Here is a 14,933-nt window from a genome sequence, read left to right on the forward strand (position 1 = left end):
CGATGGGCCAAATCATCGTTCCCCAAAAGCCAAACTTACAACCCGCCCAGAAAAAGCGAATTCATCTCGTGGCTTAACGCAGAAATAACCTAACCGCGCGATAGTCGCACAACTGATAGCTTATAGAGAGCCCAGAGAACGGGCGCGCATAAAGAATATGTCACAAGACCATTTTTTACAGATTAGCACTTAGGCAGGATGACAAATGTTCGTTAATTTTGCACATTATTCAAACCGACCCATTGGGCAACTTCACCAAAAGGGGCAGCAATGAACCGCCGTATCCTATACATTCCCATACTCTCTGCTCTGGCGGTTTCCCTGACCTTGGCCACTCCGGGTCTGACCGCCCAAGAGCAAATTGTTGATAAGGGCGTAAAAAAGCGGGTTGCCCTCATGTTGACGGCCCAGGCTGCAATCGCCACCCTGACCGATATGATGGCAGGACGGGTGACGTTTCAGAGCGACAAGGCCCGCGCTGCCCGACGCTCTTTGATAAAAACCAACAGCAATATCGCCCGGCGGTTCAAAAAACCACATTGGGATCCCTTGACCAATGCACGTCCCGAAATCTGGACTTACTGGAGCGATTTTGAGGTTCAAGCTGAACTGGCCGAAGACGCGGCCAGACAGCTCAGCGTAAACAACATCAACGGACTGCGTCGCACCTTGCCAAACATGTTGCAAAGCTGCTTGAGCTGCCATGACAGTTATCGCACTGAGCCCAATGAGTTTATTACGCATTAGGTCGTATACCTGTCTGCGACGGTACATTTGTCGCGCCGTTGCAGTTTCCCTTTCTGAAACACGAGCAGGAATCCGCGCTGGTGACTAAGCCAAGCTCAAGTTCCGTAACGCGCCAGAAAGGTCTCTACGGCACCTGCAATGACCCGTTCGCGTTCGGCTTCGCTGAATTCGGTATCGATGTTGAAAACCATCCGCGGAAATAGGTCTGCCTTGCACAATTCGGCCAGCTGGTCAGCTGCTAGATCAAAATCTTCGATCTTCAGCTCTCCCCTTTCGGTGGCTTGTTCAAGGTACTCTTTGACCCGAGCCCGAACCATCATCGGGCCACTTTCATAGAATTGGCGCCCCAAATCAGGGAAGCGGTCCGCCTCGGCCACGCAGATACGGAACATCTTTTGACCAAAGTCCGAAAGAATCACCGAAAGAATTTGCCGCGCAGCCACCGTGAGGGCTTCCTGCGGCGTGCAGCAGGTTTCAACCATATCAACCGCGTCGCAGGCCTGCCGCGCACACTCGTTCCGGGCCACTTCCATGAACAACAGGCGTTTGTCCGGGAAATAGCTATATAATGTGGCCTTAGAGACCCCAGCAGCCCGGGCGATGTCATCCACACTTGCGCCCTCAAAGCCATCCGCCATGAACACATCCCGCGCGCCTTCGAGCACCTGATCAAATTTGCGGCCGGTCCGCAGGATAGTGGCTGGCTGATTCATTGAAGTCCCTTCAAAGCGCTGGCGCGTGTCATTTGCTGTAACTTAGCCTGTCAGGGCTGCCTTCAACAACCATTCTCACACAGGCTTGTGTCCTCTCACAAAGATGATACTTCTAGAATCATTCTAAAAGAGGTGATCATGCGTTTTTTCTCACATCGCAAGAATTTTTCCGAGCTGAGCGAACAGGAAATCATCAGTTTGGCCATTTCGTCCGAGGAAGACGACGCGCGGATATACCGTGGCTTTGCCGAGCGGTTGCGGAGTGAATACCCCGCCACCGCCAAGGTATTTGAAGGCATGGCTGTTGAGGAAGACCAGCACCGCGCCCGGTTGATTTCGCTGTTTCAGGACAGGTTTGGGGCAACCATTCCCTTGATCCGTCGCGAACATGTGGCCGGGTTTCACACCCGTCGCCCGGTTTGGTTGCAAGAGTCGCTAAGCCTGGAGCAGATCCGCAACGAAGCCAAAGCGATGGAACGCAATGCCGAGCGGTTTTACATGGCGGCGGCGGCGCGCAGCCGCGATGCTGCAACGCGCAAGCTGCTGGGGGATCTGGCGGCCGAAGAGGCCGGGCACCAGCATGCAGCGGATGATCTGGAAAAGACGCATCTGACCAGCGAAACGCTGAGCCAAGAGAACGATACCGCGCGACGCCAGTTCATTTTGACTTGGGTGCAGCCGGGATTGGCGGGGTTGATGGATGGTTCGGTGTCGACTCTGGCACCCATCTTTGCAGTCGCCTTTGCGACCCAAGATACCTGGACAACGTTTCTGGTTGGCATCGCTGCCTCCGTGGGGGCCGGTATTTCGATGGGCTTTACCGAGGCGGCCTCGGATGACGGAGCCCTTTCGGGTCGCGGCTCGCCGCTCAAACGCGGTATTGCATCAGGCGTGATGACCACCGTTGGTGGTCTCGGCCATGCCCTGCCCTATTTGATCACTGATTTCTGGACGGCCACAACCATAGCCATTGCGGTGGTATTTGTTGAGCTTTGGGCCATCGCCTGGATCCAGAACAAATACATGGAAACCCCGTTTTGGCGCGCCACGCTGCAAGTGGTTGTGGGTGGGGCCTTGGTTCTTGGAGCAGGCGTTCTGATTGGTAGTGGATAGCAATAATCAGATAATCGACCTAGGGTCCGCCAAAGCAATCCACAAAAACTGTCACCCTTGCACCGGTGCAACCATAAAACGACGAGCCAAAACAGAGCAGCCTAACCCATGACCGAGAGTATTTTTATTGCCGCGCTGTGCAGCGCCATGTTTGGTGGCACGCCAGAGGTTACCCACAGCTTCACCTATCCCACCGGTGCGGCCAGTATCCGGGTTGACTGTGAAAACACCAATCGGGTGATCGAATTTGGTCTCGACAAGCGCAGCAGCCTCGACAGCGTTCAACAGGCGCTGTTTGCCTCCGAGGTCACCGGCAAGGAACCTGTAGTGGTGATCATCGACCGTGACGGTGACTTTGGGCGCATTGAATGGCGCATCGCCCGCGCGGCCAATATTGCTGACGTGCCCTTTATCCTGTTCCCGGCAGAGCTAGCTGCGGATCTCGGCGTGGGCGGCTGACCCCGCACGCCGAAGTATTTGGGGCAAAAAGAAGGACTATCCCCCAACTCAAATGTGCTGCCTACATGTTGAGCGCTGCCGCACCACGCCTTGGCGTGGTGCGCGGCCCAAGGGGAGGAGGTCTCTGACAAGAGGCCGACGACGGGCGGGAGGGCTTGGGCCGCTATTCCTGCTTTGCCTTTGCGGCCCAGCACGCTACCACTTGGCGCATGATCGAGATCTTCTTTAGAACACTCCCCTTTTTTGCCATTATCGGATTGGGCTATTGGGCCGGGCGCACACGGTTTTTCAGCGCTGAGGCGACCGCCTATCTCACCAAATTTGTGTTCTATTTTGCGCTTTCGGCGATGATTTTCCGCTTTGCGGCCAACCTGTCCTTTGCCGAGATTTTTGATCTGCGGTTGATCCTTGGCTATTTGGCGGGGACTTTGGCTGTCTATCTGCTAGTGACGTTGGTTGCGGCGCTGCGCGGGCTGGATATGCCGACTGCGGCCGTCGAGGCGCAATGCGCAGCCATTGGCAATGTTGGTTTCCTCGGCTTGCCAATGATGGTGATCCTGTTTGGTGAGGCTTCAATCGGGCCGATGATGCTGGTGCTGAGCGTGGACCTTGTGGTGTTTTCCTCGCTGATCGTGATCCTGATCAACGCTGGTCGAGGATCGGGTTTGGGGCTTGATACGCTGAAACTGGTTGCAACTGGGTTGGTCAAAAATCCGATGATCGTTTCAATTTGTGCAGGTCTAACTTGGTCAGCATTGGCGCTGCCGATCCCAGCCCCAGCGAATGAGTTTCTAACTATTCTTGGCGGCGCGGCAACGCCGGGGGCGTTGTTTGCAATTGGCGCCTCGCTGGCGGACAAATCTGCCGAGCGCGTGCAGATTGCCGCCTGGCTCGGCTTTGCCAAACTGGCGCTGCATCCGCTGTTTGTGGCAATTGGAGTGCTGTGGCTGCTGCCGCTGGATGCCTATTCTGCCACCGTGGTGATTGCGGCGGCGGCGCTGCCCGTGGCCGGGAACGTCTATATGCTGGCGCAGCATTATGGGGTGGCCCCGCAACGGGTTTCGGCGGCGATTCTGTTGTCGACCATGGCATCGATTCTGACCGTACCCGTTGTCATTACCTGGGTGGGCACATTGGTATCACTGCCATAGAGGGGCCTTTGGGGCTCAACTGCTCAGATTCTGGCCAAAATTCCGCGCATTACCCCTGCCTCCTCTGGACCCTTGGGCCGCTGCCGGGTAGCGATGTGTCCAGAAAATATGGAGGCGATTGATGGAAACTCTGTCAGAAAACCGAGCCTTTGGCGGCACACAGGGTGTGTACCGGCATGCCAGCACGGCAACCCAATGCGACATGACCTTTGGTCTGTTCCTGCCCGAAGAGGCCAGCGACGGGCCGGTACCTGTGTTGTGGTATCTGTCGGGGCTGACCTGCACCCATGAAAACGCTATGACCAAGGCGGGCGCACAGGCTTGGGCGGCAGAGCAAGGAATTGCGCTGGTTTTCCCTGATACCAGCCCCCGTGGTGAGGGTATCGCCGATGACGAGGCCTATGATCTGGGTCAGGGTGCGGGTTTCTATCTCAACGCAACCCAGGCTCCGTGGGCACCTCATTTCAATATGTGGGATTATCTGGCGAGCGAGCTGCCAACCCTACTGGGCGACAATTTCGCAGTGGATTTAAACCGTCAGGCCATTACCGGCCACTCGATGGGCGGGCATGGCGCGTTGACACTAGCAATGGGGCTACCGGGGCGGTTCCGCTCAGTCTCAGCCTTTGCGCCAATTTGTAATCCAAGCGCCAGTGATTGGGGGCGCAAGCAGCTGTCTGCCTATCTGGGTGAAGACGAGGCGACCTGGGCACGTCATGACGCAACGCTGATGATGCTGGAAACAGGGTTTGACGGCCCGATCCTGATCGACACTGGCACAACGGACCAGTTCATCGATTTGCTGCAACCCGAAGCCTTGGCGCAGGCCATGACAGCACGACGTCAGGAGGGCACGCTACGTTTGCAGCGTGGCTACGACCACAGCTATTTCTTTGTCTCCTCGTTTATCGAAGAGCACATCATATTCCACGCCGAAGCGCTTTACCGGGACTGATCCATGACTGAATACGACTATGACCTAGTGATCATTGGCTCTGGCCCTTCGGGTCGGACCGCCGCCATCCAAGCCGGCAAACTGAAACGTAAGGTGTTGGTTATTGACCGACAAGACCGGCTAGGCGGGGTTTCTGTCCATACCGGAACCGTGCCATCGAAAACCCTGCGCGAAACCGTGTTGAACCTGAGCGGTTGGCGCGAGCGCAGTTTTTATGGCCGGTCCTACCGGGTAAAAGACCAAATCGCCGCCGAGGATCTGAAAGCGCGTCTGCATATGACGCTGGATCACGAAGTTGACGTGTTGGAGCACCAGTTCAACCGTAACCATGTGGAATGGCTGCCCGGACTGGCCAAGTTTGTTGGCCCCAACGAGGTTGAGGTTGCGACCGAGGCTGGAGACACCACGCGTGTCACCGGTAAGAACTTCCTGATCGCCACAGGTACCCGTACTTATCGCCCGGACTATGTACCGTTCAACGGCAAGACCGTGGTAGACGGCGACGAGTTCCTTGAGATGGCCGAGATCCCGCGCTCGCTAATTGTTGTTGGCGCCGGCGTGATCGGGGTGGAATATGCCACCATGTTCTCGACCTTGGATGTGCGGGTAACCTTGGTTGAACCGCGCGACACTTTCCTTGATTTTATCGACAGTACTCTGATTCAGGATTTCACGCACCAGATCCGTGAAAACGGTGTCGACCTGCGTCTTGGTTCTGCCATCGACAAGATCGAAGACACTGGAAAACATATCGAAGTGTCGCTGGAAAACGGCCGCCATGTGCGTGGCGAGATGCTGCTGTTTGCAGCCGGGCGCATGGGCAATACCGATGGGCTAAACCTCGACGCTGTTGGGCTGAAGACAGACCACCGCGGACGGATCAGCGTGACCCGCAAGACATACCAGACCGATGTGCCGCATATCTATGCCACTGGTGATGTGATTGGTCATCCGTCGCTGGCCTCAACATCCTTGCAGCAGGGCCGCGTTGCCGCCTGCCACGCGCTACAGGTCCCTACCGTACCCGAAAGCCCTTGGTACCCCTATGGCATCTATTCGGTGCCGGAAATGTCCACCTGTGGCATGTCCGAGGAAGAGCTGCAGGAGCGCGGTGTACCCTACGAGGTTGGCGTGGCGCGGTTCCGCGAAACTTCGCGCGGGCACATCATGGGGCTGGAACACGGCATGCTGAAGATGCTGATCAGCTTGAAAACCCGCCGGGTGCTGGGTGTTCAGATCGTCGGCGAAGGTGCGACCGAGCTGATCCACATCGCCCAGGCGGTGCTGAACCTACAGGGCACCGTGGATTACTTTGTCCAGAACACGTTCAACTATCCAACCCTAGCCGAGGCCTATAAAATTGCTGGGCTGGATGCATTCAACCGGATGCCAATTCCGGATGAGTTCAAGGTCCAAAACGAACCTGAGCCGGAGAAGAATCCAGCTGCGAAGTCTAGTAAGGGCAAAAAGTAATGGCGCTCTACATCGATGCGGATGCCTGTCCGGTCAAGGACGAGGCTGAGCGGGTCACCACCCGCCATAAGCTGAAGATGTATGTGGTTTCTAACGGTGGATTGCGCCCCTCGCGCAATCCATTTGTCGAGAATATCATCGTGGATGCTGGCGCCGATGTTGCCGACATGTGGATTGCCGAACGCTGTGGCAAAGGCGATGTGGTGGTGACCGGGGATATCCCATTAGCCGCCAAATGCATTGCAACCGGCGCCCGCGTGCTGCGCCACAACGGCGAGGCATTCAGCGAGGCCAATATCGGCCAGCAACTGGCGATGCGAGATCTGATGGCCGATCTGCGCGCCGCCAACCCACTGGGGGCTGGTGGCAGTGGCAAGGGCTTTACCAAAGCCGACCGGTCGCGGTTTCTGGAAGCACTGGAGCGGGAAATTAGGGCGGCTGCTCGAGCAACATAGCCAATTTCGCTGACCAACTTCCAAGACAGAGGCTTTTAGAATGCCGCTGCAACTGTCTTTGCTTTGACATTTCCAAGTAAGATTAGGCTAACGCTCCTCGACTTCAATCCACCCTTTGCAGCGCTCGGCATTGCCAAAATGTTGCGCATTCCAGCTAGTTTCTGAAAACTTTGCCTCGACCAAACCTGCCGAGAAGCAAGACAGGAAACGGTTTTTTTCTATATCTCCAGTTGGGGTCTCAATTTCCAATTCACTGATGAACGCTTCGAGCCTGTCCATAAGAACCAACACAGTACGCCTCTCGAAAGGCTCTTTGGAAAGGTTTTCTGTAATATCATAAATATGTTCATCCATTTTCGGGAGGAGCGCTTTGAACATATTGAACCGGTTTGCCGGGACAAGATCCAAGTCATCCCTGTTCTTGGCGAAAACAAGAACAAAGTTGGCCTCTTTACTTGAGACCCATTCTCCACTTCTATCAAATCTTTCATCGCCATCTTGTAGCAACAGATACTCATAGAACATGGGCGGCGCAGCATGCAAAATTACTTTGAGTGGTTCTTTTGAGTGGGCAATGGACACACTCAACGCAATAAACAAAACAGACCAGCATAGACCCAGCCTTTGTTGCAATACGGACAAAACAATCACCTCTAATTAGATTTAGTTCTATTTCACCTCACCTACTTAAGTTTAGTTTCTCTGACAATCAAACTTGGGACCGCCCCCGACCCTGGGTCGGTGCAGTCGCTGCAGATGCCCCCTCCTGTAGGAAGGTCGAGCACGGTCCGGGCTTTCTGCCTGACCTGCGCACGATTCCCTCCACTCCCCCCATTGCCACTCCCCACTCTTTGCGCCACTGATCAGACATTCACCACGTGAGGTCCCCGATGAGCGCACAAACCAAGATCAACATCTGGGGCATATTGGCCGCCATTGGTGCTGGCATCTCGTTCTCGGTCATCGACACGATCTTCAAATTTCTGTCCGGCGATTACCCGCTGTACGAAGTGGTATTCTTCCGTTCTGTTGTCGCGCTTGCTGTTCTGATGACAGTGATTGTGCCGCTGGAAGGTGGGTTTCATTTGCTGCGCACCCATCAGCCCCGTCTGCACCTGCTGCGCTGTCTGGCGGTGCTATTCGCCAACCTTTGTTTCTTTACCGGATTGGCACTGATGCCCATTGCCGAGGCCGTGGCGATTGCCTTTGCCACACCACTGATCGTCACCACCCTGTCTGTCATTTTCCTGAAAGAGAAAGTCGGTCCCTGGCGCTGGGGCGCGGTGGCCATGGGGTTTCTGGGCGTATTGGTGATCATGCGACCCGGCGCCGATACATTCCAGCCTGTTGCGATCCTGCCGTTTCTGGGGGCCTGCGGCTATGCCACCTTACATGTGTTGACCCGACGGGCGGGCGGCTCCGAGGCGGGTTCGACACTCGCATTCTATCCCATGCTTGGCTTTTTGGTGGTTGGTGCAATCGTGGGTCTAACATTGGGTGATGGGCGGTTTTCTGATGGCAGCAATCCAGCCATCGACTTCATCCTGCGCGCATGGATCTGGCCCGCACCCAGTGACTGGTTGCTGATTGTCGGCGTTGGTATTGCCGGGTCCATTGGCGGCTATTTGGCCAGTCAGGCCTATCGATTGTGCGAGGCTGGATTGGTGGCGCCGTTTGAATATATCGCCATGCCGATGGCGGTAATGTGGGGCGTGTTGGTGTTCAATGAATGGCCCGATTTGCAGGTTTGGATCGGCAGTGGCTTGATCATTGCCTCGGGTCTTGTTTCAGTCTGGCGAGAAACCCGGGCTCACCGTCCTGCTATTCGCCCGCGACCTCGTGCTAACGGATAATATGAGGAATTCAAGCATGCCTATTCACGCCGTTGTATTTGATATTGGCAAAGTGTTGTTGGAATGGGACCCGGAAGGGTTTTATGACAAGACTATCGGCGCCGACCGTCGCCGTGCGCTATTTTCCGAAGTCGACCTGCACGGTATGAACATCGGCGTGGATCGTGGCGATGATTTTCGCAGTTCGGTCTATGGGCTGGCAGATCAGCATCCCGAGTGGCAGGATGAAATCCGTCTCTGGCATGATAGCTGGCTGCAAATGGCTTCGCCCGAAATCCCTCACTCTACCCGCTTGCTGCGCGCCCTGCGTTCCAATGGCACCCCGGTGTTTGCGCTCAGTAACTTTGGCATCGGCACCTTTGAAATTGCCTGCAAAGCCTATCCGGTGCTGACTGAATTCGACCGTAGCTATGTTTCGGGCTACATGCAGACCATAAAACCCGAAGTCGAAATCTATGAAAGGCTCGAAGTCGATTGTGGTGTCGACCCAGAACACCTGCTATTTGCCGATGACCGCCCCGAAAACACCGAAGCCGCCGCTGCACGGGGCTGGCAAACCCATCTGTTTACAACCCCTCAGGGCTGGGCTGAGCGGCTTATGTCCGAGGGGTTACTGACCAAGGACCAGGCCAAATGAGCATTCCCATTATCGGCTTTGGCGAGGGCGATGCCCTATTGGATTGGATCGAATTTGCCGAGGCCCTGGCCAAGGGGCACGACCTGCCCAAGGCCGAGATCGGCGATACCTTTCTGTACCGCTCTCCCGATACACTGCTCAGCCGGTCCGCCTGGATTGATGGCATGGGGCTAGCTGTCAAAACCGCTAATATCTTCCCCGGCAATCCGGCTGCAGGCAAGCCGATGATCAACGGTGCCGTGAACCTGTACTCAGACGAGGACGGCGCGCTTGAGGCCTTGGTGGACTTTCACCTGGTAACCAAGTGGAAAACCGCAGGTGACAGCCTGTTGGGCGCGTTGCGGCTGGCCAACCCGGATGCGGCTGAGGTGCTGATCGTCGGCGCTGGCACGGTTGGGGGGTCGCTGATTGATGCCTTCTCGACCGGGTTTCCCAAGGCACAAGTCAGGGTGTGGAACCGCACCTTGGCCAAGGCTTCGGATCTGGTCGACACACGCCCCGGCACTCAGGTTGCGCCGGATTTAGAGGCCGCAGTGCGCAATGCCGACATCATTGTCACCGCCACCATGTCCTCATCTCCGGTGATTAAGGGCGACTGGCTGCAGCCCGGTCAGCATCTGAATATGATCGGTGCCTATCGCCCCGACATGCGCGAGGCAGACGACACCGCCCTCACCCGTGCGCAAATCTATACCGACAGCTTTGACACCACACTGGATCATATTGGCGAATTCATGATCCCGCTGGCCGCAGGCGTGATCCAACGCGACGATGTGCTGGGTGATTTCTATAACATCGACCAATTCCCTCAGAACGATCCCAACCAGATCACCCTGTTCAAAAACGGCGGCGGTGCCCATCTGGACCTGATGACCAGCCACCACATTCTACAGAAATGGAAAGCACGGTCCTGATACAGCCTACCCAGAACAGTGTTTCTTTTTGCCCAGAATACTCCGGGGGCCAGGCCTGGCCCCGGCTGCGCCGCGCAGCGGCGCCAGGCCCAAGTCAGTAAGGGGTATCGGCAAAGCCGATGGACCGCACGGGCGCGGGAGCCCATCGGAAGTCGCTATTAAGCCGGTTCAGCATTCAGGGTTGGCTTTGGGTTTTCCCGGATCGGCAGGTGCACAATGGCGCTGAATGCCCCAACACCAACACCGATCCACCAGACCAGCGTATAATCGCCATAAATGTCATACATCCGACCGCCCAGCCACACACCCAGAAAGCTGCCCAGCTGATGGCTGAAGAAGACGATGCCATAAAGCGTGCCCATGTAACGCAACCCGTACAGATGGGCGACCAACCCCGAGGTCAACGGCACAGTCGCCAGCCACATCGATCCCATTGCGACTGAGAAAATTATCACAGACATTGGTGTAATTGGCATCATGATGAACAGGGCCGCCGCAATGGTTCGGCCTGTGTAAATTCCGGCCAGGAGATATTTCTTGGAGTATCGCTTACCTGCCCAACCAGCCAACAAGGTGCCGCCAACATTGGCCGCACCGATCAGTGAAATGGCAACAGCACCCAATGCGGATGTGGTGGTGATACCAAGGTTGTGCAGCGCTCCTCCTGGCAGGATCGGGCCGCACATTTCAGTGATAAAAGCCGGGAAATGCGCGGTAACAAAAGCCAGCTGATAGCCGCAGCTAAAGAAGCCCAGAAAAATCATTGTATAAGACGGATCCTTGAACGCCTTGATCAGGATCGCGCCCATGCTTTCTTCGAGCTCAGCTTTCGAGGCTGTGGCCGGAGCCCGCATCAGCGGCAAGGTCAGTGTCAGCGACATCACGACCCCGGCAAAAATCAAAAATATCTGCTGCCAGCTGAGAAAGCCCAGCATCCATTCGGCCGTTGGTGCGCCAAAGATTTGGCCAGCGGATCCGGCTGCGGTGACAATGGCCAGCGACATAGAACGGTTCTCGTCGGAACTGGCACGGCCAACCACTGCAAGGATTACGCCAAAGCCGGTTCCTGCGATGCCAAAGCCCACCAGCCATTCGTAGGACTGCATTTCAAACGGTGTGGTAGAACCAGCGCTGAGCACCAATCCGGCAGCATAGACCAAGGCCCCCAGAATGATGGCTTTGCGGTCACCAATCTTTTCGGCCAGCGCTCCAAAAATAGGTTGCCCGATACCCCAGGCTAGATTTTGGATGGCGATGGCCAGTGAAAACTCGCTACGCGCCCAGTTGAATTCTTCGGCAATTGGGATCTGGAACACACCAAACGAGGCCCGCACCGCAAAGCTGACCATGATGATGACGCAGCCAACAATCAGGACCGGGGTAAACAAGGGGGCTTGGCGTGGCATTAGTCTCTCCTGAAATGCGTTCGGAAACCCTAGCGGGCCAGAACCCGCTGCTCAAATCAGGTTTTTTGTTGTTATGGATAAGCATATTTGATGTGAACCTGTCGAGGTGACAGCCCGTGGTGCTTTTCAAGCTTTCCGAGCCACGCTATGGCTGACGGATGAGTAATTTGACAACGCTGTATACCGACAAGATCGCCAAGGGCGAATTACGCTCTGATTCTGCACAAGAGGCGGTGTTGCCTCAGTTCGACCGGATCAGCGACGGGCTGCGGGCGGCACCGATCAAACGGGGGGTGTTCCGCAAGAAAACACCCGCCCCTGCCCCAAAAGGTTTGTATCTGTGGGGTGGTGTTGGTCGCGGCAAGTCGATGCTGATGGATCTGTTTGTCGATAGCCTGGGTGATATCCCGGTGCGGCGTGTGCATTTCCACGCCTTCATGCAGGAAATTCATGCCGCGATGCATCAGGCCCGCCAGAACGGGATTGAGGATGCGCTGGCACCGGTTGCGGCTGATGTGGCTGCAAGTGTCCGGGTGCTGGCTTTTGACGAAATGCAGATCAGCGACATCACCGATGCAATGATAGTTGGTCGCCTATTCGAAGCGCTGTTTGAGGCTGATGTTGTGGTGGTGACCACATCCAACCGGGTGCCGGACGATCTGTACAGGAACGGCTTGAATCGACAGCTGTTCCTGCCGTTCATTGATCTGATCAAGGACAAGATGGAAACTTGGGAGATGGTCAGCCCAACTGATTATCGACAGGACCGTTTGCAGGGATCGCAGGTCTATTTCACGCCGAACAACCATGAGGCATCCTTGGCCATTCAAACGATCTGGCATGATCTGTCTGGCGGTGAGGCGCAGCCCCTCGTGCTGCAGGTCAAAGGGCGCGAAGTCACCTTGCCCGCCTTTCGCAACGGGGTCGCCCGGGCGGCGTTTTATGACCTCTGCGGCAAGATGTTGGGGCCCGGTGATTACCTGGCGATTGCGGCTGAGGTGAAGGTTTTGATCCTAGAGGACATCCCCAGCCTGTCGCGCAGCAATTTCAACGAAGCAAAGCGTTTTGTGACCCTGATCGACGCCCTGTACGAAGCTCAAGTGCGGTTGATTTGCTCGGCGGCTGCAGTGCCCGAGATGTTGTATCTGGAAGGTGAAGGCACGTTTGAATTTGAGCGCACCGCCAGCCGTTTGCGTGAAATGCAGGGCGAGGACTGGGGACACGAGGACTAGAGCAATCAGCTCACAACCTCGCAACAAGGGGCGCTGCCCACTGTCTTATTTGGGGGCCCTGCCCCCGGGTCCGGCAAGCCACCCCTCCCCTAGGATATTTGCGGCCAGATGAAGAGCGGATTGGCGCGCTGAGGGTTAGCCGTTTTCCCGCAGGATGGCACCAGCCAGATAGAGCGACCCGCAGATCAGCACCCTCGCCCCTGGATCTTGCGCAATTATGGCAGCGAGGGCCAGAGAGGCACTGTCGGCGGTGGTTGTTATCATGCCAACCTTGGCAGCGGCGGCTGATGTGTCTTCGGCTGGGAGAGTGTTCACCTCGTCCGGGATAGAGATCGCAGTCAGACTGTCGGCGTGTTTGGCCAATGGGGCCATGTAGCCGGTTGCATCCTTGGTGTTGAGCATGCCGCAGATCAGGTGGGTTGGGCGTTTGGGCAGTTTAGCCAAAACATCCGCTAGGGCCTGTCCTGCAGCGGCGTTGTGACCGCCATCTAGCCAAAGCTCTGCTTTGGGCGCGGTTTCAACCAGCGGACCACTTTTCAATCGCTGCATCCGCGCTGGCCAGCTGGCATTGGTCATCGCGGATTCGCAGGCAGCCTCGTCAGCGCCAAGATGGCGCAGGGAGGCAAGGGCGGCACCGGCGTTTTGGATTTGGTGGGCACCCAGCAAAGCAGGGAGTGGCAGATCGAGCAGTCCCCGTTCGTCCTGGAACACCAGTCGCCCATGTTCTTCATACACATGCCAGTGTTGGCCATGCGCAATCAGCGGCGCGCCAAGTCGGGCGGCGGTGGCCTCGATGACCTCCATCGCTTCATCAGATTGCGGGCCAACCACGCAAGGAACTCCACGCTTGATAATCCCTGCTTTTTCAGTGGCGATTTTGGTCAGTGTGTCGCCCAGGAACTGCTCGTGGTCTATCGAGATAGGGGTGATGATGGTCAGCTCTGGCTTGTCGATCACATTGGTGGCGTCCAGCCGCCCGCCAAGCCCGACTTCGAGTAAGGTGTAATCAGCCGGAGTGCGGGCAAAGGCCAGCAGGCCAGCCACCGTGGTGATTTCGAAGTAGGTGATGGTTTCACCACCGTTCTGCTCGTAGCACTCGTCGAGGATCTTGGTCAGATGCTCTTCGGTGATCAGCTCTCCAGCCAAACGGATACGTTCGTGAAAACGGGCCAGATGAGGCGATGTATAGGCATGAACCGTTTTGCCAGCCCCTTCGAGACCGGCGCGGATCATCGCCTGGGTCGAGCCCTTGCCATTGGTGCCGGCCAGATGGATGACGGGCGAGAGCTTTTCCTGTGGGTTGTCCAGGACTGCCAGCAGGTTCCATACCCGGTCCAGTGTCAGATCAATGATCTTGGGGTGTAGCGCCATCATGCGGGCGAGGATTACGTCTGAGGTGTCTTGTGTCATAGCCAATTATCACATCGCTTGCTGTGTTCGTTCCAGAAACAGAACAGGCCACGACTGTACCCAAGTTCGTAGCTCTGATTCAAAGAGACAAAGAAGTAAAAAATCCAGAATGGTTGAGCGCGCGCAACAGGTTGTTGCCAACCATCCCCTGTCTCAACTGGATGCACGAACACAGAAAGGCCTTTTATTACCAAAGGAAAGTTGTCTGACGGAAATCCGCGTCCCCACTGGTATTCATCCATCGTGCCACCCATGGGCGGCCCCAATTCTGCCTGAACAGCTTTGATATCCTGCCTTGCCCAATTCGGGTTCGGGCCAATTTTGAAGTTCAGAACGACAATCGCCACCACGTTAAACAAAACGAAGGCGGCGATTGCCCATGACAGGAACCTGCCTATGACGCGAAGCAAGCGGC

16 protein-coding genes are annotated in these 14,933 nt (G+C 56.2%); 11 read left to right on the forward strand and 5 right to left on the reverse strand.

Going from position 1 to position 14,933, the window contains the following annotated elements; genetic code table 11:
- The first annotated feature begins 270 nt into the window (after positions 1 to 270).
- Positions 271 to 747, forward strand: coding sequence for a c-type cytochrome (locus tag AC2T28_RS02945; protein ID WP_486747449.1), 477 nt, complete (start codon positions 271 to 273; stop codon positions 745 to 747).
- 95 nt (positions 748 to 842) lie between these two features.
- Here AC2T28_RS02945 and AC2T28_RS02950 read toward each other — a convergent pair whose 3' ends face one another.
- Positions 843 to 1,460 carry a TetR/AcrR family transcriptional regulator gene (locus AC2T28_RS02950; protein WP_486747450.1) on the reverse strand — a complete coding sequence of 206 codons (618 nt, stop codon included), beginning with the start codon at positions 1,458 to 1,460 and terminating at the stop codon, positions 843 to 845.
- Between the two features lie 138 nt (positions 1,461 to 1,598).
- Here AC2T28_RS02950 and mbfA point away from each other — a divergent pair, with 138 nt between their 5' ends.
- The 6 genes from mbfA (at position 1,599) to AC2T28_RS02980 (ending at position 7,066) form a co-directional block, all read left to right on the forward strand.
- Positions 1,599 to 2,573 (forward strand): iron exporter MbfA, encoded by a 975-nt coding sequence (gene mbfA, locus AC2T28_RS02955; RefSeq protein ID WP_486747451.1) that lies wholly within the window; start codon positions 1,599 to 1,601, stop codon positions 2,571 to 2,573.
- Positions 2,574 to 2,681: 108 nt separating this feature from the next.
- Entirely contained in the window at positions 2,682 to 3,032 is a 351-nt protein-coding gene (locus tag AC2T28_RS02960) for a hypothetical protein (RefSeq protein ID WP_486747452.1), read from the forward strand.
- Positions 3,033 to 3,241: 209 nt separating this feature from the next.
- Positions 3,242 to 4,183, forward strand: a complete 942-nt coding sequence (locus AC2T28_RS02965) for an AEC family transporter (protein WP_486747453.1) — start codon at positions 3,242 to 3,244, stop codon at positions 4,181 to 4,183.
- A gap of 121 nt (positions 4,184 to 4,304) precedes the next feature.
- Positions 4,305 to 5,138 (forward strand): S-formylglutathione hydrolase, encoded by an 834-nt coding sequence (gene fghA / locus AC2T28_RS02970; protein ID WP_486747454.1) that lies wholly within the window; start codon positions 4,305 to 4,307, stop codon positions 5,136 to 5,138.
- 3 nt (positions 5,139 to 5,141) lie between these two features.
- A complete protein-coding gene (gene sthA / locus AC2T28_RS02975) occupies positions 5,142 to 6,611 on the forward strand; it encodes a Si-specific NAD(P)(+) transhydrogenase (RefSeq protein WP_486747455.1) in 1,470 nt (489 codons plus the stop codon).
- Positions 6,611 to 7,066 carry a YaiI/YqxD family protein gene (locus AC2T28_RS02980; RefSeq protein ID WP_486747456.1) on the forward strand — a complete coding sequence of 152 codons (456 nt, stop codon included), beginning with the start codon at positions 6,611 to 6,613 and terminating at the stop codon, positions 7,064 to 7,066. The genes sthA and AC2T28_RS02980 overlap by 1 nt, the downstream gene beginning before the upstream one ends.
- Positions 7,067 to 7,153: 87 nt before the next feature.
- Here the strand turns inward: AC2T28_RS02980 and AC2T28_RS02985 are convergent, their stop codons facing one another.
- On the reverse strand, positions 7,154 to 7,708 hold the full coding sequence (locus AC2T28_RS02985; RefSeq protein ID WP_486747457.1) for a hypothetical protein: 555 nt from the start codon (positions 7,706 to 7,708) through the stop codon (positions 7,154 to 7,156).
- Positions 7,709 to 7,956: 248 nt separating this feature from the next.
- Between AC2T28_RS02985 and AC2T28_RS02990 the strand changes: the two genes are divergently transcribed.
- The 3 genes from AC2T28_RS02990 to AC2T28_RS03000 are packed head-to-tail and all read left to right on the forward strand — an operon-like array spanning position 7,957 to position 10,470.
- Positions 7,957 to 8,919, forward strand: coding sequence for a DMT family transporter (locus tag AC2T28_RS02990; RefSeq protein WP_486747458.1), 963 nt, complete (start codon positions 7,957 to 7,959; stop codon positions 8,917 to 8,919).
- A 16-nt stretch (positions 8,920 to 8,935) separates the two neighbouring features.
- Positions 8,936 to 9,556: an HAD family hydrolase gene (locus tag AC2T28_RS02995; RefSeq protein WP_486747459.1), complete on the forward strand. Its 621-nt coding sequence runs from the start codon at positions 8,936 to 8,938 to the stop codon at positions 9,554 to 9,556.
- The gene (locus AC2T28_RS03000) at positions 9,553 to 10,470 is read left to right on the forward strand and encodes an ornithine cyclodeaminase family protein (RefSeq protein ID WP_486747460.1); all 918 of its coding nucleotides are present in this window, start codon (positions 9,553 to 9,555) and stop codon (positions 10,468 to 10,470) included. The genes AC2T28_RS02995 and AC2T28_RS03000 overlap by 4 nt, the downstream gene beginning before the upstream one ends.
- 158 nt (positions 10,471 to 10,628) lie before the next feature.
- Here the strand turns inward: AC2T28_RS03000 and AC2T28_RS03005 are convergent, their stop codons facing one another.
- Positions 10,629 to 11,876, reverse strand: a complete 1,248-nt coding sequence (locus tag AC2T28_RS03005; RefSeq protein ID WP_486747461.1) for an MFS transporter — start codon at positions 11,874 to 11,876, stop codon at positions 10,629 to 10,631.
- 158 nt (positions 11,877 to 12,034) lie between these two features.
- On the opposite strand from AC2T28_RS03005, the gene zapE reads away from it, so the two are divergent.
- Complete coding sequence (gene zapE / locus AC2T28_RS03010; RefSeq protein ID WP_486747462.1) at positions 12,035 to 13,108, forward strand: cell division protein ZapE; 1,074 nt, start codon at positions 12,035 to 12,037, stop codon at positions 13,106 to 13,108.
- A 135-nt stretch (positions 13,109 to 13,243) separates the two neighbouring features.
- On the opposite strand, the gene AC2T28_RS03015 is transcribed toward zapE, so the two are convergent.
- Together AC2T28_RS03015 and AC2T28_RS03020 are read right to left on the reverse strand one after the other, a co-directional pair.
- Complete coding sequence (locus tag AC2T28_RS03015; protein ID WP_486747463.1) at positions 13,244 to 14,518, reverse strand: bifunctional folylpolyglutamate synthase/dihydrofolate synthase; 1,275 nt, start codon at positions 14,516 to 14,518, stop codon at positions 13,244 to 13,246.
- Positions 14,515 to 14,928: a hypothetical protein gene (locus AC2T28_RS03020; protein WP_486747464.1), complete on the reverse strand. Its 414-nt coding sequence runs from the start codon at positions 14,926 to 14,928 to the stop codon at positions 14,515 to 14,517. Before AC2T28_RS03020 ends, AC2T28_RS03015 begins: the two co-directional genes overlap by 4 nt.
- Positions 14,929 to 14,933: the final 5 nt, after the last annotated feature.

The sequence above is a fragment of the Parasedimentitalea nitratireducens genome, from assembly GCF_057444295.1.